Source organism: Phytobacter cepae, assembly GCF_054165735.1.
Map to the genome: position 1 here is coordinate 2,174,882 of NZ_CM135107.1, position 20,051 is coordinate 2,194,932.

General features: G+C 54.0%; 20 protein-coding genes. 11 read left to right on the forward strand and 9 right to left on the reverse strand.

Going from position 1 to position 20,051, the window contains the following annotated elements:
• Window positions 1-35: 35 nt before the first annotated feature.
• Complete coding sequence (gene manX, locus ACUY4Q_RS10185) at window positions 36-995, reverse strand: PTS mannose transporter subunit IIAB (RefSeq protein ID WP_458046899.1); 960 nt, start codon at window positions 993-995, stop codon at window positions 36-38.
• A gap of 440 nt (window positions 996-1,435) precedes the next feature.
• Here manX and yoaE point away from each other — a divergent pair, with 440 nt between their 5' ends.
• A complete protein-coding gene (gene yoaE, locus ACUY4Q_RS10190; RefSeq protein WP_458046900.1) occupies window positions 1,436-2,995 on the forward strand; it encodes a CNNM family cation transport protein YoaE in 1,560 nt (519 codons plus the stop codon).
• Window positions 2,996-2,997: 2 nt separating this feature from the next.
• On the opposite strand, the gene pdeD is transcribed toward yoaE, so the two are convergent.
• The 4 genes from pdeD to pabB all read right to left on the reverse strand — a co-directional run bounded on the left by pdeD (window position 2,998) and on the right by pabB (window position 8,217).
• Window positions 2,998-4,593 carry a cyclic di-3',5'-guanosine monophosphate phosphodiesterase PdeD gene (pdeD, locus tag ACUY4Q_RS10195; RefSeq protein ID WP_458046901.1) on the reverse strand — a complete coding sequence of 532 codons (1,596 nt, stop codon included), beginning with the start codon at window positions 4,591-4,593 and terminating at the stop codon, window positions 2,998-3,000.
• 131 nt (window positions 4,594-4,724) lie between these two features.
• A complete protein-coding gene (sdaA, locus tag ACUY4Q_RS10200) occupies window positions 4,725-6,089 on the reverse strand; it encodes an L-serine ammonia-lyase (protein WP_458046902.1) in 1,365 nt (454 codons plus the stop codon).
• Between the two features lie 182 nt (window positions 6,090-6,271).
• A complete protein-coding gene (locus ACUY4Q_RS10205; protein ID WP_458046903.1) occupies window positions 6,272-6,850 on the reverse strand; it encodes a CoA pyrophosphatase in 579 nt (192 codons plus the stop codon).
• Between the two features lie 5 nt (window positions 6,851-6,855).
• Window positions 6,856-8,217, reverse strand: coding sequence for an aminodeoxychorismate synthase component 1 (gene pabB / locus ACUY4Q_RS10210; protein WP_458046904.1), 1,362 nt, complete (start codon window positions 8,215-8,217; stop codon window positions 6,856-6,858).
• Window positions 8,218-8,300: 83 nt separating this feature from the next.
• Here pabB and ACUY4Q_RS10215 point away from each other — a divergent pair, with 83 nt between their 5' ends.
• Together ACUY4Q_RS10215 and ACUY4Q_RS10220 are read left to right on the forward strand one after the other, a co-directional pair.
• Window positions 8,301-8,474: a YoaH family protein gene (locus tag ACUY4Q_RS10215; protein ID WP_458046905.1), complete on the forward strand. Its 174-nt coding sequence runs from the start codon at window positions 8,301-8,303 to the stop codon at window positions 8,472-8,474.
• 28 nt (window positions 8,475-8,502) lie between these two features.
• A complete protein-coding gene (locus tag ACUY4Q_RS10220) occupies window positions 8,503-9,543 on the forward strand; it encodes an SMI1/KNR4 family protein (protein WP_458046906.1) in 1,041 nt (346 codons plus the stop codon).
• A gap of 35 nt (window positions 9,544-9,578) precedes the next feature.
• Here ACUY4Q_RS10220 and ACUY4Q_RS10225 read toward each other — a convergent pair whose 3' ends face one another.
• Window positions 9,579-9,923: a RidA family protein gene (locus ACUY4Q_RS10225; protein ID WP_458046907.1), complete on the reverse strand. Its 345-nt coding sequence runs from the start codon at window positions 9,921-9,923 to the stop codon at window positions 9,579-9,581.
• A gap of 109 nt (window positions 9,924-10,032) precedes the next feature.
• On the opposite strand from ACUY4Q_RS10225, the gene yoaA reads away from it, so the two are divergent.
• The 5 genes from yoaA (at window position 10,033) to rnd (ending at window position 16,407) form a co-directional block, all read left to right on the forward strand.
• A complete protein-coding gene (gene yoaA / locus ACUY4Q_RS10230; RefSeq protein ID WP_458046908.1) occupies window positions 10,033-11,943 on the forward strand; it encodes a DNA repair helicase YoaA in 1,911 nt (636 codons plus the stop codon).
• 59 nt (window positions 11,944-12,002) lie between these two features.
• Entirely contained in the window at window positions 12,003-12,698 is a 696-nt protein-coding gene (gene tsaB / locus ACUY4Q_RS10235) for a tRNA (adenosine(37)-N6)-threonylcarbamoyltransferase complex dimerization subunit type 1 TsaB (protein WP_458046909.1), read from the forward strand.
• Window positions 12,699-12,735: 37 nt separating this feature from the next.
• Window positions 12,736-13,317 (forward strand): Slp family lipoprotein, encoded by a 582-nt coding sequence (locus ACUY4Q_RS10240; protein ID WP_458046910.1) that lies wholly within the window; start codon window positions 12,736-12,738, stop codon window positions 13,315-13,317.
• Between the two features lie 205 nt (window positions 13,318-13,522).
• Window positions 13,523-15,208 (forward strand): long-chain-fatty-acid--CoA ligase FadD, encoded by a 1,686-nt coding sequence (gene fadD, locus ACUY4Q_RS10245; protein WP_458046911.1) that lies wholly within the window; start codon window positions 13,523-13,525, stop codon window positions 15,206-15,208.
• 71 nt (window positions 15,209-15,279) lie between these two features.
• Complete coding sequence (gene rnd, locus ACUY4Q_RS10250; protein WP_458046912.1) at window positions 15,280-16,407, forward strand: ribonuclease D; 1,128 nt, start codon at window positions 15,280-15,282, stop codon at window positions 16,405-16,407.
• A gap of 99 nt (window positions 16,408-16,506) precedes the next feature.
• On the opposite strand, the gene minE is transcribed toward rnd, so the two are convergent.
• From minE to minC, 3 genes are read right to left on the reverse strand one after another with little or no spacing between them, the layout of a single operon-like run.
• Window positions 16,507-16,773 (reverse strand): cell division topological specificity factor MinE, encoded by a 267-nt coding sequence (minE, locus tag ACUY4Q_RS10255; RefSeq protein WP_437431572.1) that lies wholly within the window; start codon window positions 16,771-16,773, stop codon window positions 16,507-16,509.
• Between the two features lie 3 nt (window positions 16,774-16,776).
• Window positions 16,777-17,589: a septum site-determining protein MinD gene (gene minD, locus ACUY4Q_RS10260; RefSeq protein WP_458046913.1), complete on the reverse strand. Its 813-nt coding sequence runs from the start codon at window positions 17,587-17,589 to the stop codon at window positions 16,777-16,779.
• A 22-nt stretch (window positions 17,590-17,611) separates the two neighbouring features.
• Entirely contained in the window at window positions 17,612-18,307 is a 696-nt protein-coding gene (minC, locus tag ACUY4Q_RS10265; protein WP_458046914.1) for a septum site-determining protein MinC, read from the reverse strand.
• Window positions 18,308-18,430: 123 nt separating this feature from the next.
• Here minC and ACUY4Q_RS10270 point away from each other — a divergent pair, with 123 nt between their 5' ends.
• From ACUY4Q_RS10270 to ycgN, 3 genes are all read left to right on the forward strand, one after another.
• Window positions 18,431-18,700, forward strand: coding sequence for a YcgL domain-containing protein (locus ACUY4Q_RS10270; RefSeq protein WP_458046915.1), 270 nt, complete (start codon window positions 18,431-18,433; stop codon window positions 18,698-18,700).
• A 151-nt stretch (window positions 18,701-18,851) separates the two neighbouring features.
• A complete protein-coding gene (locus ACUY4Q_RS10275; RefSeq protein ID WP_458046916.1) occupies window positions 18,852-19,511 on the forward strand; it encodes a fumarylacetoacetate hydrolase family protein in 660 nt (219 codons plus the stop codon).
• Between the two features lie 92 nt (window positions 19,512-19,603).
• Window positions 19,604-20,050, forward strand: a complete 447-nt coding sequence (ycgN, locus tag ACUY4Q_RS10280) for a cysteine cluster protein YcgN (protein ID WP_458047311.1) — start codon at window positions 19,604-19,606, stop codon at window positions 20,048-20,050.
• The last annotated feature ends 1 nt before the right edge of the window (window position 20,051 follow it).

The following is a 20,051-nucleotide window of genomic DNA, read 5'->3' on the forward strand; positions in this document are numbered from 1 at the left end:
ACGTAAGTGTGAAACCGAGTCAATCAACGGGGTGATTACTTCGCCACCTTGCCGATTAAATCCATCATTTTCAGCTTCTGATCGGTAGAAACCTTACGGGCCTCAAGCTCAATACCGCGGGCATTAAGTTTTTTGAAGGCTTCGATATCTTTCTCGTCTACGGAGATAGCGTTATTAACCTGCGTTTTCCCCTGCCGGAAAGCCATACCACCAATATTCACCGACGTAACCTTCACGCCACCCTCAACGACGCGTTCAACGTCTGTCGGATTAGTAAACAGCAACATGACACGTTCACCCGCATATTTCGGGTTGTTATAAACACGGACCATCTTGGCGACATCCACCACATGCGCCGTCACCCCCGGCGGCGCAACCTGAGTGAGGAGCGTTTTACGCACGTTATCGGCAGCCACTTCGTCGCTGACGACAATAATACGCGTCACGTTTGTTTCTTTTGTCCAGCGCGTGGCGACTTGCCCATGAATCAGGCGGTCATCAATACGCGCAAGGCCGATGGTCATGTAATCATTCGGCCCCATGGGCTTAGCAGGGACAGATACTTTAGGCGCAGCAGCGGGCGCGGCTTTAACCACCGGTGCGGCTTTCAACGCTTTGACACCTTCCCGACCCGTTTCCACTGCAACAGCCACGAGTTCGTCAAACGTTGGGTTATCATCACGCGCCATTAAAGTTTCGACTAGCATTGGGATGTTTACCCCGGCAATCACTTCATGCTGTTCTTTGTCGACAACAATACGGCTTGCTGCGTTGAACGGGCTACCGCCCCAGGTATCAACAAGAAAAAGTACGCCCTGATGGATGTCGAGTTTCGCCAGTTGTGCGTTGTACTTCTCGATAAGCGTCTCGGCATTCTCACCGGGAACGAAATCGATCCAGCCTACGTTCTCTTGCTCGCCTAATAACATTTCAGCGGTTTTGAGTAACTGCTCCGCAGCCCAACCATGTGTGCCTATCACAATAGCAATGGTCACTTGCTACCTCCTTCGTTTTTGTCGTTAACACACTTGCAACATGTGTGTTGAGAACCTCGCTGTTCACCGAATCGATTCAGATGCGGGGCAGGGAGGAAAAACTAAGACTTCCGGGATTTATTTTAGATAGTGAAAAAATAATTTATGTGATGAAGATCCGTAATTTACCTTAAGCATTTCAGAAATTTCGAAGCGAAAAATATCTTTAAAATGCAAATTCAGGTAAATCTTTGCCAAAGGTAAAGTCTCTCTGATATGTTTACATTCCGTTTAATATTTCAGGAGTATAGGGCAGTAGCCCACCGTATGGACCGTCACCGACGTCAGTTCACCCTCTGGCAACCCATTGCCAACCCTTTCCGTTCTCCGACCCCTTTTAATGTCATCATGCCTGTGCGCTCGTGCGCGCTGTCTGGCCTTGTTTTGAGCAGGAGCTTGCCATGGAATTCTTAATGGACCCCTCAATCTGGGCGGGCCTGTTGACGCTTGTCGTTCTGGAAATTGTTCTTGGTATTGATAACCTGGTGTTTATCGCCATTCTTGCCGATAAATTACCGCCAAAACAGCGAGATAAAGCACGCCTGATCGGCCTGTCGTTGGCACTGGTCATGCGTCTGGGGCTGCTGTCATTGATCTCCTGGATGGTGACGCTGACCCAACCGCTCTTCACCGTCTGGGACTTCACCTTCTCAGGGCGTGATTTGATCATGCTGTTCGGCGGTATCTTCCTGCTGTTCAAAGCCACGACGGAACTGCATGAGCGGCTCGAAAACCGTCAGCTTGAAGGCGGGCAAGGAAAAGGCTATGCCAGTTTCTGGGTGGTGGTTGTCCAGATCGTTATTCTTGATGCGGTGTTCTCCCTTGACGCGGTGATTACCGCGGTCGGTATGGTGAACCATCTGCCGGTAATGATGGCCGCAGTAGTGATTGCAATGGCCGTGATGCTGCTGGCTTCAAAACCGTTGACCCGTTTTGTAAACCAACATCCTACCGTTGTGGTGCTTTGTCTGAGCTTCCTGTTGATGATCGGTCTGAGCCTGGTGGCCGAAGGATTTGGTTTCCATATTCCGAAAGGTTACCTGTACGCGGCGATTGGTTTCTCCATCATTATCGAACTGTTTAACCAGATTGCGCGTCGCAACTTCATTCGCCATCAGTCGGCGGTGCCGCTGCGTGCGCGTACTGCGGACGCCATCCTGCGGTTGATGGGCGGTAAGCGTCAAACAAACCAGCCACAGGATGCGGAAAGCCCGGCGGCGGTGCCGGTACCTGAAGGTGCGTTTGCTGACGAAGAGCGGTATATGATCAACGGTGTACTGACCCTGGCTTCCCGTTCGCTGCGCAGCATCATGACGCCGCGCGGTGAAATCAGTTGGGTGGATGCCAATCTGGGCGTGGATGAAATTCGACAGCAATTGCTCTCCTCTCCGCATAGCTTGTTCCCGGTGTGCCGTGGTGAGCTGGATGAAGTGATTGGTATCGTTCGCGCTAAAGAGATGCTGGTGGCGCTGGAAGAAGGTGGGGACGTGGCCTCTATCGCGGCAATGTCACCTGCTATTGTGGTCCCGGAGACGCTGGACCCAATCAAGCTTCTCGCCGTGTTGCGCCGCGCCCGTGGTAGCTTCGTTATCGTGACCAATGAATTTGGTGTGGTTCAGGGTCTGGTGACCCCGCTTGACGTGCTTGAAGCGATTGCCGGTGAGTTCCCGGATGCCGACGAAACCCCTGAAATCGTGGCCGATGGCGACGGCTGGCTGGTCAAGGGCGCGACCGACCTCCATGCTCTGCAACATACGTTGCAACTCGACACGCTGGTCAACGAAGAGGAAGACATTGCAACGGTTGCCGGTCTGGTGATCGCAATCAATGGTCAAATCCCTCGCCCGGGCGATGTGCTGGAACTCAAACCGCTGCAGATAACCGTTGTGGAAGCGAACGATTACCGTATCGATCTGGTGCGTGTTGTTAAAGAGCGACCGCTGTACGATGAAGAAGAGTAATTCTACAGCGGCATAAACGGCACCATCCGTTTATTACGGCTGGCGGGAGGCGAGGTCCACCCCGCCAGCCAGCGTGGAAACTCTTTAATTGGCATGGGCTTGGCGTACAAAAAGCCCTGCAATATTTGTACCCCCCGCTGGCGTAAATGCTGCGCCTGACGGGGGTTCTCCACCCCCTCCGCCACCAGTTCAATGTGCAAGCGCTGCCCCAGCGCAATAATCATGTCCGTAACCGTGGAATTCACCGCATCGGTACCAATTGCCGTCGTGAAAGACTTGTCGATTTTCAGCACATCGGGATGGAGCCGTTCGAGCCACGACAGTGAACTGTTTCCGGTACCAAAATCATCAATCGCAATCTTTACCCCCTTGCGGTGTAATTCGCGCACTATCCGGTAATCCACATCTTGTAAGGCATCGCGCTCGGTCAGCTCGATGATCAACTGCTGAACGGGGTGCGAATTAAACCAATAGTGATTCAAATCCTTCAGCAAAAGCCCGTGGCGGAGGTGGCTGGGCGCGACATTGATGCCAATATGAAATTTACTGTCGGCAGGGAAGAGTCCAAGCTGACGCTGTGTTTCGGCCATTACATAGCGGGTGAGCGGGGCAATAAGGTTCTGTTCTTCAGCGATAGGGATAAACACTTCCGGTGAAATCCACCCCTGGCGCGGGTTGTTCCAGCGCAACAGGATCTCCACGCCGACACAACTTTGCGTGTTGGCGTCGAGCAGAGGTTGGCAAAAGAGTTCGAACTCATGTGCCGCGAGCCCCAGATTGATCTCCCAGGAAAAACTCATTCGGCCCGCGGTCGCCAGCCAGAAGATGTAGCCCACCAGCAAACTGAGCATCACCGCCAACGGCACCTGAGAGGGAAGGTAACGCAATGCCAGTTGCGTAGCACCCGGGCTTAAGACCGACACGGTAAAAGGAAAATGGCCGGAAGATTGCTGGTAACGTTCTTCATCCTTTAGCGCGGGGAGGGCATCGACTACCCCCTGGCCATAAACCAGATGCCGTTGTCCGACGCTCAGACTCGCACTGCTAATCAGCGGTAGTTCGGGTTCAAGGGTAAAGTTCGTCAACAGGTCAATATTGATGACCTCAGTGATACCGTTTTGTCCGTCAGGGGTGGTGGGGTACCAAAAAATCATCACCGGTGAATTTTTCAGTAACGATTGATCGGTGGACAGCAGTAACAGGGGTTTGGTGGACGGCAGCGCAGGCTGGAGCGAAGCGATAGGGACATCCCGATAACCAAAAATGCTCGAACAATAGAGCATGCCCTCCTTGATTAACCCAATGGCCCTGACGGTTTGCAGACTGGCGGCCTGCTTACGCAACAGGAGATGCGCACTGGCGCAGGGTTGACCGACCAGTGGAATCACCTCACTGCGCTTACTTTGAAGCGGTAAAAGTAATTTATCGAGAGAGTGAACAGCATGGGCGGTGAAAGCCGCAATTTTGGCCTGATTTAAATTGCGCTCCAAAATAAATCGCACGGTCAGGGTGGTAAAAAAAACGGTAATAGCAACCATCACGCAGAGAATGATGCGTTTTCGCCGATAGCCCGAAATGATCCGCTGTGCTGTTTGCATGCCGTGACCGCCCGTGTAGCCACTGGCCTGGAATAACCGCCAGAACAAAGAAAGTGTAGTGGGGAAATGGCAAATAGAGGAGAAAGAGGCAGAAATTAGCCCTTCCGTTGCAGAAGGGCTTTAGAGAAGTATTAGTCGCACTGAACCTTGATGGCAAGGCCGCCACGAGAGGTTTCGCGGTACTTCGCATTCATATCTTTGCCCGTCTCGTACATGGTTTCGATCACTTTATCGAGCGATACGCGAGGTGCGCTGGTACGACGCAGGGCCATACGGGAGGCATTGATGGCCTTCACGGAGGCGATAGCGTTACGTTCAATGCAGGGAACCTGAACCTGACCGGCAACCGGGTCGCACGTCAGCCCCAGATTGTGTTCCATTCCGATTTCAGCGGCCACGCACACCTGCTCCGGGCTTGCACCCAGAAGCTCGGCCAGACCTGCCGCCGCCATCGAGCAGGCGACGCCCACTTCACCCTGGCAGCCCACTTCGGCACCAGAAATGGACGCATTCATTTTGTAGAGTGCGCCAATGGCACCCGCCGCAAGGAAGTAACGGATGTAGATATCCGGACTCACGGACTCGATAAAGTGGTCATAATAGGCCAGCACTGCCGGAACGATGCCACATGCCCCGTTTGTCGGCGCGGTGACCACACGCCCTCCGGCTGCGTTTTCTTCGTTGACCGCCAGTGCAAACATGTTCACCCAGTCGATCACGTTCATCGGATCGCTTGAGAGCTTATCACTGGACACCAGCATACGGCGCAGGGCAGAAGCACGGCGCGGCACACGCAGTGGACCCGGCAACACGCCTTCCGTGTTCATGCCACGGTCGATACAGGCGCGCATGGTTGCCCAGACGTGACCGAAATAGTCTTCAATCTCTTGTTTGCTATGAAGCGCCAGTTCGTTTTGCATGACCATGCCGGACAACGAAAGGCCGGTCTGCTGACAATAGCCGAGCATTTCGCTGGCAGACTTAAACGGATAGGGCACGTTAACGCTGGCAACGGTCTCTTTACCAAAGTGTTCTTCATCGACGATAAAGCCGCCGCCGATGGAATAATAGGTTTTGCTGTAGATCTCTTTTTCGCCGCTCCATGCATGAATACTCATGGCATTTTCATGCAGCGGTAGGTTATCGCTGTGGAAGCGCATGCCGTCGTTTGGCGGGAAATCCACTTCCTGACGACCGGACGCCAGCAGCAGTCGACCCCGCGTTTCCACATCACGGATGAACGCAGGAATCGCGTCGATGTCCACAGTGGCTGGCTCATTGCCCGCAAGGCCCATAATAATGGCGATATCGGTGTGGTGGCCTTTACCCGTTAACGACAGTGAACCATAAACGTCCACCGCAACGCGGGTAACGCGCTCCAGCAATCCCTTTTCGACCAGGTCATCGACGAACTGTTTTCCGGCCTTCATCGGGCCAACAGTGTGGGAGGAGGAAGGTCCAATTCCCACTTTAAACATGTCGAATATACTAATCACATTAACACTCCTGACAGGGTTGCCGGGGTTCCGGCAACGATGTAATAACTGCGCATAGTGTAAGAGGGAAGTAATTTCACGGTTGAACTATTCACATGAATTAAACTAATGCCTGAGCCCGATTTTTCTCATGTCTGGCGGCTGAAAGCATTCAACTCACGAATGCTTTGATTGAAGTATAGTCAAGGCCGGTCACCAATTTGCAGTGACAGCTCACGAATAATGCCCGCCGTCATGCCCCAGACAAAGTAATGCTGATACCAGGAGAGCCACACCCGATGCGCATTGCCGTGACGGTGGATATCCAGAGGATGATAGCGCCCCAGACGCAGGGCTTCGGCCAGCGGCATTTCAAAGACAGAGGCCACTTCATCTTCACTGGCGTGGTAATGCAAATCCGGTGGGATGATGCCAACTACCGGGGTGACACGAAAGCCGGTCACGCTATCGACCGGAGGCAGAACGCCAATGACTTCAACGACCTCAGGCGGAATGGCGACTTCTTCCTGCGCTTCACGCAGGGCGGCGGCGATGAGAGAAGCATCAGTGCCATCGACTGCACCGCCGGGGAAAGCCACCTGGCCGGCATGCTTACGCAAGAACGGTGAACGCTGGGTTAACAGCAGGCCTGGCTGCTCGCGACGAACCACGGGCACCAGCACGGCCGCCTGGCGCGTATTGGCGACGCTGGGCTTTAACTGCGGGCGCAAAAGTTGAAAGCGGGATAAAAAATCGTCCAACGTCAGAACAGGCTGCGTCATGTTTTTCACTTCTCCAGTTGCTGCAAGATACGATTAACTTTATCAAAGGTTTCCTGATATTCCGCCTCTTCCTCACTGTCGGCCACAATGCCACCTCCAGCTGAACAGTAGAGCTGGCCCTGCCAGGCGGTCAACGTGCGGATAGTAATGCTGGTATCCATATTGCCGCAAAAGCTGAGGTAACCGATGCTGCCGCACCAGGCGTTTCGCCGCTGGGGCTCCAGCGCATCAATGATTTCCATCGCCCGGATTTTTGGCGCGCCGGTGATCGAACCACCCGGAAACGCGGCGCGGAGCACATCACTGGCATGGAGCGTCGTGGGCAAGGTCGCGGTCACGGTACTGACCAGGTGATGCACGGCAGGGAAAGGCTCAACGACAAATAGCTCAGGCACACGCACGCTCCCCGGCACAGCGACCCGGCCAATATCGTTGCGCATTAAGTCGACAATCATGACGTTCTCCGCGCGATCTTTGGGCGAAGCCGCCAGTTTTTCAGCCTGTCGCGCATCTTCTTGAGGATCCTGATGGCGCGGCAACGTGCCTTTTATCGGCCGGGTCTGAATGACGTCTGCGGAAATCTGAATAAAACGTTCCGGCGACAGGCTTAATATTGCACCGTCATCCAGCCGAATGAACGCACTAAAGGGTGCGCGATTGGCGTGATTCAGATGCACAAACGCCTGCCATTCATCGCCCTGATAGCGGGCCTGAAAACGCTGGGCCAGATTGACCTGATAACAGTCACCGCTCTGCAGCCACGCTTGTACCTGACGGAATTTTTCACCATAGCTTTCGCGGGTCATATTAGACTGCCACGACGTCGTCAGGCGAAAAGGCGGAACGGCGGGCGGGGTTTGCTGCGAAAGCCAGGCGAGGCGCGCGTCAATGTCCCCGTAACTCAGTAGGGTTACCTGCTGCAAATGGTGGTCAACGATCAGCGCCCAGTCGTAAATGCCCACCGCCATGTCCGGGAGCGCAATATCATTTTCCGCCTGTTGGGGGAGTTTTTCGAAGCGACGACCCAGATCGTAGCCAAAAAGCCCGAGCGCTCCGCCCTGGAAGGGCAAGGTCTCGCTTATCGCTGGCTTTATCTTTGCTTGATCAATGCATTGCTGGAGCAGAACAAGGGGATCGTGTGTAGAACGCCGCTCTCCCTGGTTATCCCGAATGACGGTACATTCCCCCGTGGTGACCAGCGTCGCACATGGCTCAGCCACCAGAATATCAAAGCGGTTATAGGCATGATCAGCATGGCCGGAGTGGAGCATCATTGACCATGGCAAATGCTGGAGGGTGGAAAAATAGTGTTCGGCAGCATCTGGCTGCCAGGGCAGTGCCATCATGGCGGGTGTTGTTTGGTTCATTGTTCCCGGCTCTTAACGCCAACGCTGGCGCATAGCCACGGCGCATGAAATAATTAGCGCCAATAATTTAGCAGGAGTTACCCATGTTTGCAGGTTTACCTTCCCTCAGTCACGACCAGCAGCAAAAAGCCGTCGAGCGTATTCAGGAATTGATGTCGCAAGGCATGAGCAGCGGCGAGGCCATCACGCTTGTCGCCAGGGAAATCCGCGCCAGTCATACGGGTGAGCGTATCGTAGCGCGCTTTGAAGACGAGTAATTTCCAGGGGTAGAGAATGGAACATGTGATGCCTGAGACAATACCTGATGCGATCTATGCGTTTATCACTGCGGCGGTTGTCCCGGGGGACCTCATGCTTCCTTTCCACTATCCGCAGCCAGAGCAGTGGCACGCCTGGCATAACGGTTATCGCTGGCACGGCATCACCGGGGAGAATCTGGTGGCGGACACGCCTGGCATGTGGCAGCCCGGCTGGTATCTGATAGCCCTCAATGGCATGGACGATCCCTTTTTTATCGATCTGGGCGAAGCGGCTCAGGGCTACCCGGTCTATTATGCCGCGCACGGTGCGGGCCGCTGGCAGGCTGAACGCATCGCGCCTGATTTGCAGGCGTTTCAAAGCCTGCTAAATCAGCTGTGCCATGCCGATGAGACAGCCGCGCTCGCGTTACTGGACGCGCACACCGAAGCGGACAGCGCTTTCTGGCTTGAGCTGCGGGAAACGTGGCAGACGCGTGATATCGATGAAGAGAACACGCCGGATGTGGACCCGGAGGACTGGCAGGCAGGGCGCCTGCTCATCACCGACATCGGCCCGCAAAAACTTAAGGTGGTTCAGGTTCTCAGAAAAACGCTGAATTTACCCCTTGCCGATGCGCTGAGCTTTGTCGCCAACCTGCCAATCTGTGTGGGTGAGGATTTTCGCCTGCGTTTGCGCCCACTGGAGCGAGAGCTACAGGCTACCGGGGCAACGGTGCAGTTTGAGCCAGCAGGACCGGCGCTGGAAACCCTGCGGCTGAACAGGGCGCTTGGCATTGACGCGCTGATTGCCTGTGTGAAAGCCGGGCAGGGGAAAACGCTTTATTACGATCTCTATTCCACGCACGACGGGCTGCTTAAGGCGGGCGATGTGCTCTATGTGGCTGGCAGCGATGACGAAGAGGCGGTAACGTCAAACGGGCATTACCCCCACTTCGCCTGTATGGGGGAACATTTTCAGTCGGTCGTGGAATTAGCTATCCAGCAAAAGCCGCACGCCAGCGACGATGAAATCATCCGCGCGCTTAACCATTACCTTGAACACGACGATTTTCTGGATCTGGCATAAATCCCGGCGCGGGACACGCGCCGGGCGATGCGCTCTCAGACTGCGGCCACAATCTTAATTTCAACTTTATACTTCGGATTCATCAGACCCGCCTGAACGGTACAGCGTACGGGCGCTTGTCCGGGGACAACCCACGCATCCCAGGCTTTGTTCATCGCCGCGAAATCCTGCTTATCGACCAGAAAAATAGTGACGTCCAGAATGCGGGTCTTGTCGCTGCCCTGTTTAGCCAGCACGGCGTCGATTTGCGCCAGGGTATTGGCGGTTTGCTCAAAGGCGTCTGCGTCCAGGTTTTCCGGCACGCCAGTATAGTAGAGCGTGTGATTATGGATAACAGCGTCAGACATGCGGGCGTCGGCATCAATGCGGGTAATGGTCATACATCTTCCTCTGGGTTTTTCTTTTGAATGCGGGCAAGACTGCCACAGACTGGCGCAAAACCCAATGCCCTGACATAATCGCTGGCGATTTATCCAGTGTGGGGGCAGTGTGACGGACGATTTTGCAACAGACGGTCAGTTGGCCAAAGCGATACCGGGTTTCAAGCCGCGTGAACCGCAGCGCCAGATGGCCCATGCCGTTAGCGAGGCGATTTCGCGAACGCAACCGTTAGTGGTCGAGGCGGGAACCGGTACGGGGAAAACCTATGCCTACCTGGCACCTGCGTTACGCGCCGGGAAAAAAGTGATCATCTCGACCGGGTCCAAAGCCTTACAGGATCAGCTCTATAGTCGCGATCTGCCTACCGTTGCGAAAGCGCTCGCCTTTACGGGCCGCACCGCGTTGCTTAAAGGGCGTTCAAACTACCTGTGTATTGAACGACTGGAACAGCAGGTTCTGGCGGGCGGGGACTTGCCGGTGCAGACGCTGAGCGACGTGGTCATGTTGCGTTCCTGGTCCAATAATACCCTTGATGGCGATATCAGCACCTGCGCGAGCGTAGCGGAAGATTCTGCCGCCTGGCCGCTGGTTACCAGTACCAACGATAACTGTCTGGGCAGTGATTGCCCGATGTACAAAGACTGTTTCGTGGTGAAAGCGCGTAAAAAGGCGATGGATGCTGACGTGGTGGTGGTTAACCACCATCTGTTTCTTGCCGATATGGTGGTTAAAGAGAGCGGTTTTGGCGAGCTTATTCCGGAAGCCGAAGTCATGATTTTCGATGAAGCCCACCAGCTCCCTGACATTGCCAGCCAGTACTTTGGCCAGTCGCTCTCCAGCAGGCAGTTGCTCGATCTGGCAAAAGATTTCACCATTGCCTACCGCACTGAGCTCAAAGACACCCAACAGTTGCAAAAATGTGCGGACAGGCTTGCACAGAGCACGCAGGACTTTCGCCTGCAGCTGGGTGAACCGGGGTATCGTGGCAATTTACGCGAACTGCTGGCCGACGCGCATATCCAGCGCGCGTTGCTGCTGCTCGATGACGCCCTCGAACTCTGTTACGACGTGGCAAAATTGTCTCTCGGGCGATCCGCGTTACTGGATGCTGCCTTTGAGCGGGCCACTGTCTACCGTGCGCGGCTTAAACGGCTGAAAGATTACAACCAGCCAGGTTACAGCTACTGGTATGAATGTACCTCGCGGCACTTCACCCTGGCACTGACGCCGCTCTCGGTCTCCGATAAATTCCAGGAGGTCATGGCGACCAAAAAAGGCAGCTGGATATTTACCTCCGCCACGCTCTCGGTGAATGACGATCTTCACCACTTCACCGCCCGGCTTGGAATCGATGAGGCCGAATCCCTGTTGCTACCGAGCCCCTTTGACTACGCGCGCCAGACCTTACTTTGCGTACCGCGTAACCTCCCACAGACCAATCAACCCGGTGCCGCGCGTCATCTGGCCGCCATGCTGAAACCGATTATTGAAGCCAACAACGGGCGTTGCTTTATGCTCTGCACGTCCCACGCCATGATGCGTGGCCTTGCTGAAGCGTTCCGTGCGACGATGACGCTTCCCGTGTTGCTTCAGGGCGAAACCAGTAAAGGTCAATTGCTCCAACAGTTTGTCAGTGCGGGCAACGCGCTGCTGGTGGCGACCAGCAGTTTTTGGGAAGGGGTGGATGTCCGTGGCGATACGTTATCGTTGGTCATTATCGATAAACTGCCGTTTACCTCGCCTGACGATCCGCTATTGAAAGCGCGAATGGAAGATTGCCGCCTTCGCGGTGGCGACCCGTTCGATGAGGTCCAGCTACCGGATGCGGTCATTACCCTCAAACAGGGCGTAGGGCGATTGATTCGTGACGTAGACGATCGCGGTGTGCTGGTGATCTGCGACAACCGTCTGGTGATGCGCCCCTACGGCGCGGTCTTTTTGTCCAGCCTGCCGCCTGCTCCCCGTACCCGGGATATTCAACGCGCAGTCGCATTCCTGGCGGCGGGCGAAGCGGAGTAATTTGCCGTAGACTGTGTTAAGATGCGCGCCATTTTGTTTTACCGGGACTGCGAATACCCATGCGAATTCTGGCTATTGATACCGCCACCGAAGCCTGCTCCGTTGCACTGCATGACAACGGAGCAACCTTTGCTCACTTCGAACTTTGCCCTCGCGAACATACCCAACGTATCTTGCCACTGGTTAACGACGTCCTCACCGAAGGCGGCGTAGCGCTGGCGGAACTGGATGCGCTGGCGTTTGGCCGTGGTCCGGGCAGTTTTACCGGCGTACGCATCGGCATCGGCATCGCTCAAGGACTGGCCTTAGGGGCAGATCTTCCCATGATCGGCGTTTCGACGCTGGTTACCATGGCACAAGGTGCATGGCGTCAGACTGGCGCGACCCGCGTGCTGGCGGCGATTGATGCGCGCATGGGCGAGGTCTACTGGGCCGAGTACCAGCGTGATGAAAAAGGTATCTGGCACGGTGAAGAGACCGAAGCCGTGCTCAAACCCGAAGCCGTAGAACACCGTCTGGCACAGCTTGATGGTGCATGGGCCACTGTGGGGACCGGCTGGAAAGCCTGGCCGGAAATGGGCATCAGCAGCGGCCTGACGCTGACCGACGGAAAGATTGAGCTTCCCGCTGCACAGGATATGCTGCCCATCGCACTGCAACTGCTTGCTGAAGGACGAACCGTTGCCGTGGAACAGTCCGAACCTGTTTATTTGCGAAACGAAGTGGCGTGGAAGAAACTTCCAGGCCGCGAATGAATCTCAGTAGTACAAACTGAGTGTAAGGAGTCGCATCATGGCGAATCAAAAAAGGGTTAGTCGCTGGCTGTTAGCAGGCATCGTCGCTGTGGCATTAAGTGGGTGTGTCTCCGTACCTGACGCCATCAAAGGCAGCAGTCCAACGCCGCAGGAAGATCTGGTGCGGGTGATGAATGCGCCCCAGCTTTATGTCGGCCAGGAATCGCGCTTTGGTGGCAAGGTGGTCAAGGTTATTAATCAGAAAGGCAAAACGCGTCTGGAAATCGCCGCGGTGCCGCTGGACAGCGGTGCACGACCTATCCTGGGCCGCACGTCAGTTGGCCGTATTCTGGCGGAAGTTAACGGATTCATCGATCCGGTGGATTTCCAGAATCAGCTGGTGACCGTGGTCGGGCCGATTACCGGCGTTTACGATGGTCAGGTGGGCGGTGCGCCCTATAAGTTTCTGGTCGTGAATGCCGAAGGGTATAAACGCTGGCACATTGCCAAACAGGTGGTTTTACCTCCTGTGCCGATGGACCCCTGGATGATGGGGCCACATCCGTGGCGCCATGGTTACGGCGGTTGGGGCTGGTATAACCCGGGTCCTGCTTATGAGCAAAGCATTGTAACGGAGTAGTTCTCCGTTCTGCCTGGTCAATCAAACAGCGGCTGGTCCGCTGTTTCTTTATTGAAATGACAATAAGAAAAATAATTAGTGACGCGCTTCGCAACCTTCAATTTGGACAATTAATAAACTGGTACGCTGAGTTAATATTATGTTAACGACTTGTTTATTAAACGGGGTTGAGATGACGTCAAATATCCATTTTAGAGGTGATGCATTGAAGAAGGTTTGGCTAAACCGTTATCCCGCCGATGTGCCTGCGGAAATCAATCCCGATCGTTATCAATCCCTGGTTGAACTCTTTGAACACTCCGCGGCGCGCTATGCTGACCAGCCTGCTTTCGTGAACATGGGGGAGGTGATGACCTTCCGCAAACTCGAAGAGCGTAGCCGGGCCTTCGCGGCCTATCTCCAGCAAAGTCTGGGGCTTAAAAAGGGCGATCGCGTGGCCCTGATGATGCCAAACCTCTTACAGTACCCGGTTGCTCTTTTTGGTATTTTGCGTGCAGGTATGGTCGTGGTGAACGTGAACCCACTGTATACCCCGCGTGAGCTTGAGCATCAGTTAAATGACAGCGGTGCAGCAGCCATCGTGATTGTCTCAAACTTTGCCCACACCCTGGAAAAAGTGGTCGATAAGACGCAGGTTCGCCATGTGATCCTGACCCGCATGGGCGATCAACTCTCCCCGGCGAAAGGCACGCTGGTGAACTTTGTCGTCAAATACGTGAAACGTCTGGTGCCGAAATACCATCTGCCGGATGCCATCTCGTTTCGGCGTGCTTTGCAAGCGGGTTACCGGCAGCAATATGTGAAGCCAGAGGTGGCGACTGACGACCTGGCTTTCCTGCAATACACCGGCGGCACGACCGGCGTCGCCAAAGGGGCGATGTTAACCCACCGCAATATGCTGGCGAACCTTGAGCAGGTGAATGCCACTTACGGCCCGTTGCTGCACCGGGGCACCGAGCTGGTGGTCACCGCGCTGCCGCTGTACCACATCTTTGCCCTGACCATGAACTGCCTGTTGTTTATTGAGCTGGGCGGTCAGAACTTACTGATCACCAACCCACGCGATATTCCAGGGCTGGTGAAAGAGCTGGCAAAATATCCGTTCACCGCAATGACCGGCGTAAATACGCTGTTTAATGCGTTGCTCAATAACGAAGATTTCCGCAAGCTGGACTTCTCCTCTCTGCATCTCTCAGCGGGAGGCGGGATGCCGGTCCAGCAGGCGGTGGCTGAACGTTGGGTCAAACTGACCGGACAGTATTTACTGGAAGGGTATGGTTTAACTGAATGCTCACCGCTGGTTAGCGTGAACCCGCATGATATCGATTATCACAGTGGCAGTATTGGTCTGCCGGTACCCTCAACCGATGTAAAACTGGTGGATGACGAAGGCAACGAAGTTGAACATGGCGCGCCTGGCGAATTGTGCGTGAAGGGGCCCCAGGTGATGCTGGGCTACTGGCAGCGCCCGGATGCGACGGATGAAATCATCAAAGATGGCTGGTTATACACCGGCGATATTGCGGTTATTGATGACGAAGGCTTTATGCGCATTGTCGATCGCAAAAAAGACATGATTCTGGTCTCCGGCTTCAATGTCTACCCCAATGAAATTGAAGATGTGGTGATGCAACATGCGGGTGTACAGGAAGTGGCTGCCGTGGGCGTCCCTTCGGAAAACAGCGGTGAGTTGGTCAAAATTTTCGTGGTGAAAAAAGACCCGGCGCTAACAGAAGAGGCGCTGATTGCTTTCTGTCGACGTCAGCTCACCGGTTATAAGGTGCCAAAAAAGGTCGAGTTCCGAACCGAACTGCCAAAATCGAACGTGGGTAAAATTTTACGACGAGAATTGCGTGACGAAGCCCGCGCCAAAGTGGACAATAAAGTCTGAGCTATGCGTGAGTCGCCTGAACGCCGGTTAATCCGGCGTTTTTTATGGGCGCAAACTGAAGAGAAAATGATTTGAATTACCAGATGATCACCACGAACGAGGCCCTGGCAGCACTATGTGAAGTCGCGGGCACAAAAGATGCCGTTGCCCTGGATACTGAATTTGTCCGCACCCGTACCTATTATCCTCAGCTTGGATTGATCCAGTTGTTTGACGGTGAGCAACTTGCCTTAATCGATCCGCTGGCTATCACCGACTGGACCGCCTTTCGCACGCTCTTGAGCGATACCCGCGTCACCAAATTCCTGCATGCAGGGAGTGAAGATCTTGAGGTCTTCCTCAATGCTTTCGGCATGCTGCCGCAACCGATGATTGATACTCAGATCCTGGCGGCGTTCTGCGGTCGCGCGCTCTCCTGGGGTTTTGCCTCGATGGTGGAAGAGTTTACCGGTCTCGCGATTGATAAAAGCGAATCCCGCACCGACTGGCTGGCGCGCCCGTTGACCGAGCGTCAGTGCGATTATGCGGCGGCAGATGTCTGGTATCTGTTACCTATCGCCCATAAGTTAATGGCTGAAACCGCGCAGGCAGGCTGGCTGGAGGCCGCCCTGGATGAGTGCCGCCTGATGATGCAGCGCCGGCAGGAGATACTCGCGCCTGAAGATGCCTGGCGTGAAATCAGTAATGCCTGGCAGTTGCGCACGCGCCAACTGGCCTGCCTGCGTCTGCTGGCTGACTGGCGTCTGCGTAAAGCACGTGAACGCGATCTCGCGGTGAACTTTGTGGTGCGTGAAGAGAATCTGTGGGCCGTCGCGCGCTATATGCCGGGCAGCATGGGTGAGCTGGACAGCATCGGTTTGTCCGGCAGCGAAATCCGTTTCCATGGTAAAACCTTGCTCGCACTGGTTGCTCAGGCCCAGGCTTTGCCTGAAGAATCGTTGCCGGAGCCGCTGCTGAATCTGATTGATATGCCCGGTTATCGTAAGGCTTTCAAGGAGATCAAAACCCTGGTGCAGGGCGTCAGTGAAGCGAAAGGGCTGAGTGCGGAATTACTGGCATCGCGCCGACAGATTAATCAGTTATTAAACTGGCACTGGAAATTGAAAACTCTGCCTGCGCTGCCTGAATTAATTAGCGGCTGGCGTGCAGGATTGATGGCCGATCGGTTAAAAACTTTATTAGCGCAATATCCGCGATAATACCTGTAAATAAATACAGGCTTTCAGTTTCAGCTAACAAAAAAGGCAGAAATTTTCTGCCTTTTTTATTACGTCACGTAAACCAAATTACCGACGATATTATTTTGTCTCTTCCGGTTCAGGAAGGGTGACGTTAAGTTCCAGAATGGAAATATCATCACCTTTTTGCTCGAGCTGAACTGTGACCATCTCCGGATCGATTTGTACGTACTTACAAATGACTTCCAGAATATCGCGTTTCAGCTGCGGCAAATAATGTGGTTCTGCATCGCTTCGGCGACGTTCAGCAACAATAATTTGCAGACGCTCTTTCGCGATGTTGGCGGTGTTCTTTTTTCTTGAGAGAAAAAAGTCGAGTAATGCCATAACTTATCCTCCGAACAGGCGTTTGAGGAAACCTTTCTTCTCTTCTTCAATGAAGCGAAAAGGGCGTTCTTCTCCCAACAGGCGATCAACGGTATCGGCGTAGGCTTTACCGGCATCAGCCGCAGCGTCCAGAATAACTGGCTCGCCCTGGTTAGATGCACGGAGCACGGATTGATCTTCCGGGATCACGCCAACCAACTTAATGCGCAGGATTTCCAGCACATCTTCCATACTGAGCATGTCGCCCCTGTTAACGCGGCCTGGGTTATACCGGGTCAACAACAGGTGCTCTTTAATCGGGTCCTGACCGTTTTCGGCGCGGCGCGATTTCGAGGCCAGAATGCCAAGGATGCGGTCAGAATCGCGCACTGACGACACTTCCGGGTTGGTGGTGATAATGGCTTCGTCTGCAAAGTAGAGCGCCATTAATGCACCGGTTTCAATGCCAGCCGGGGAGTCGCAGATGATGAACGCAAAATCCATTTTATTGAGTTCATCCAGCACTTTTTCGACGCCTTCACGGGTCAGCGCGTCTTTATCGCGCGTCTGAGAAGCGGGGAGAATATAGAGATTCTCGGTGCGCTTATCTTTGATCAACGCCTGGTTCAGCGTTGCATCACCCTGAATGACGTTGACGAAATCATAAACCACACGACGCTCGCATCCCATAATCAGGTCGAGGTTACGCAGGCCAATATCGAAGTCGATAACGACGGTCTTGTTTCCCTTCTGGGCCAAACCAGTAGCGATGGCCGCGCTGGAGGTTGTCTTACCAACGCCCCCTTTACCCGAAGTAACAACAATAATGCGTGCCATAGGAGTTCCTTGTTAAAAGGGCTTAATCTAACGGTTGAATAGTCAAAGCGTTGTCCACCAAACGCAGACGCGCCGCTTTGCCATAATAATCGGCCGGGATTCTATCGCTCAGCCAGTATTCCCCTGCGATGGACACCAGTTCCGCCGTGAGGTGAGTACAAAATATTTGTGAATCCTGCGCGCCGCTTGCCCCCGCCAGCGCACGGCCACGCATCATGCCGTAAATATGGATGTTGCCATCTGCGATCAGCTCCGCACCGGCGCTGACATGGCTGGTAACGATAAGATCGCTGTCTGGCGCATAGATTCGCTGACCGGAACGCACGGGCAAATCAATCAAGCGCGTTTTTGTTATCGGCGCAACAACAGGAGGGGCTGAAACCGGAGCAGGGGCGGGCCGCGGTGCTTGTTCTTTCCCCTCAGTAAGCAGGGGAAGACCTGCACGTTCAATCTCCGCTTTCAGTTCGCTGTCGTGACAGCCGCTGATGCCGACAATACGTAACCCCGTCGCCAGAATGGCTTTTTGCAATTGCGGCCAGTTAACCGGGCTAATAAGATCGGAAACATTAATAACAATGGGGGCATGTTTTAAAAAAGCGGGTGCCTGAGCGATTTTGTCTTCTAATGCCTGGCGAATAACCTCGGGCTTTGCATCATGCAAATGAACCACTGATAAGGTAAAACTACTGCCTTTTAGCTCGATGGGCGTGTTTGACATCCTGACCTTACTCATTTTGCTATTATCACTGCCAACCGAGTGATATTCCGAAGACTATCAAGCATGTTATAGTCACTATTATATTCAGGCAAGTAACCACCCATTAATTCAGAGTAATTAAGTATGTTTTGTGTGATCTACCGAAGTTCCCTGCGTGATGAGACATATCTGTATGTCGAAAAAAAAGACGATTTTAGCCGTGTGCCGCCAGAATTAATGAAAAGCTTTGGTCGCCCACAGCTGGCAATGATCCTGCCACTGGATGGTCGAAAAAAACTGGCGAATGCCGATCTGGAAAAAGTGAAAGCCGCATTGAGCGAGCAGGGCTTTTATTTACAACTGCCTCCGCCGCCGGAAGATTTGTTAAAACAGCATATTTCTTTAAGCAGCTAATCCCGCCAGTTATCAATGTGGTGGAACGATTCCGCCACATTCCTTATTTCTCAACGGCCCTTTGTAGACACTGTTTGGCATTTGACAAACTTTCAGGTGGCGCGGATAGTCATTTTTCTCTCATCTTCAATGTGTTACTTAGGGGAAAAACATGTATCAGCATCATAACTGGCAGGGCGCACTGCTGGATTACCCGGTGAGCAAGGTGGTTTGCGTGGGCAGTAACTACGCCAAACATATTAAGGAAATGGGGAGCGCCACGCCGGAAGAGCCGGTGCTCTTTATTAAGCCTGAAACGGCGCTGTGCGACTTACGCCAGCCGCTGGCCCTGCCGCAAGATTTTGGATCGGTACATCATGAAGTGGAACTGGCCGTGTTGATCGGTTCAACCCTGCGTCAGGCGACCGAAGAACATGTTCTGAAAGCTATCGCTGGCTATGGCGTTGCGCTGGATCTCACCCTGCGCGACCTGCAGGGGAAGATGAAGAAAGCAGGGCAACCGTGGGAAAAAGCCAAAGGCTTTGATAATTCCTGCCCGATTTCCGGTTTCATCCCCGCCGCTGAATTTACCAGCGACCCACAAAATACGTCGCTCGGCCTGAAAGTGAATGGCGAGGTTCGTCAGCAGGGCACGACCGCCGATATGATCCACAAAATCGTCCCGCTGATTGCGTATATGAGCCGGTACTTCACCTTGAAGGCGGGTGACGTCGTGCTGACCGGAACGCCGGATGGCGTAGGGCCACTGCAAAGTGGTGACGAACTGGAGGTCAGTTTTAACGGCCTTTCACTGAACACTCGCGTCCTCTGAGTGCCTTTGCCGCCAAAAAGGGCGGCAAAACTTGCATCCCCCTGCCAGACTGGTTATAAGGTGCTCCCTGGTTTTAAATGGCGAACAGACTTATGAACGACACACCTTTCTGGCAAAGCAAAACGCTGGATCAAATGACGGATGCGGAGTGGGAATCGCTGTGTGACGGATGTGGTCAGTGTTGCCTGCATAAACTCATGGATGAAGATACGGACGAAATCTACTTCACCAACGTCGCCTGCCGCCAGCTCAATATCAAAACCTGCCAGTGTAAGAACTACGAACGGCGTTTTGAGTATGAGCCGGACTGTATCAAGCTCACCCGCGACAATCTTCCGACCTTTGAATGGCTGCCGCCCACCTGCGCCTATCGCCTGCTGGCGGAAGGCAGCACGCTGCCCGTCTGGCACCCGCTGCGTACCGGCTCAAAAGAGATGATGCATAAACAGCGCATCACGGTACGACATATTGCGGTCAAAGAGTCCGACGTGCGTGACTGGCAGGACCATATTTTAAACAAGCCGGACTGGGCGCAATAAA

Excerpts from the sequence above, each read along its gene's own strand:
- ACUY4Q_RS10220 (WP_458046906.1), top strand. The coding sequence starts at position 8,503 with ATGCCTGAGACAATACCTGATGCGATCTATGCGTTTATCACTGCGGCG.
- pdeD (WP_458046901.1), bottom strand. The coding sequence starts at position 4,593 with ATGCAAACAGCACAGCGGATCATTTCGGGCTATCGGCGAAAACGCATC.
- yoaE (WP_458046900.1), top strand. The coding sequence starts at position 1,436 with ATGGAATTCTTAATGGACCCCTCAATCTGGGCGGGCCTGTTGACGCTT.
- ycgN (WP_458047311.1), top strand. The coding sequence starts at position 19,604 with ATGAACGACACACCTTTCTGGCAAAGCAAAACGCTGGATCAAATGACG.
- ACUY4Q_RS10215 (WP_458046905.1), top strand. The coding sequence starts at position 8,301 with ATGTTTGCAGGTTTACCTTCCCTCAGTCACGACCAGCAGCAAAAAGCC.
- ACUY4Q_RS10270 (WP_458046915.1), top strand. The coding sequence starts at position 18,431 with ATGTTTTGTGTGATCTACCGAAGTTCCCTGCGTGATGAGACATATCTG.
- ACUY4Q_RS10205 (WP_458046903.1), bottom strand. The coding sequence starts at position 6,850 with ATGACGCAGCCTGTTCTGACGTTGGACGATTTTTTATCCCGCTTTCAA.
- tsaB (WP_458046909.1), top strand. The coding sequence starts at position 12,003 with ATGCGAATTCTGGCTATTGATACCGCCACCGAAGCCTGCTCCGTTGCA.
- minE (WP_437431572.1), bottom strand. The coding sequence starts at position 16,773 with ATGGCATTACTCGACTTTTTTCTCTCAAGAAAAAAGAACACCGCCAAC.
- minD (WP_458046913.1), bottom strand. The coding sequence starts at position 17,589 with ATGGCACGCATTATTGTTGTTACTTCGGGTAAAGGGGGCGTTGGTAAG.
- ACUY4Q_RS10240 (WP_458046910.1), top strand. The coding sequence starts at position 12,736 with ATGGCGAATCAAAAAAGGGTTAGTCGCTGGCTGTTAGCAGGCATCGTC.
- minC (WP_458046914.1), bottom strand. The coding sequence starts at position 18,307 with ATGTCAAACACGCCCATCGAGCTAAAAGGCAGTAGTTTTACCTTATCA.
- ACUY4Q_RS10225 (WP_458046907.1), bottom strand. The coding sequence starts at position 9,923 with ATGACCATTACCCGCATTGATGCCGACGCCCGCATGTCTGACGCTGTT.
- pabB (WP_458046904.1), bottom strand. The coding sequence starts at position 8,217 with ATGAACCAAACAACACCCGCCATGATGGCACTGCCCTGGCAGCCAGAT.
- ACUY4Q_RS10275 (WP_458046916.1), top strand. The coding sequence starts at position 18,852 with ATGTATCAGCATCATAACTGGCAGGGCGCACTGCTGGATTACCCGGTG.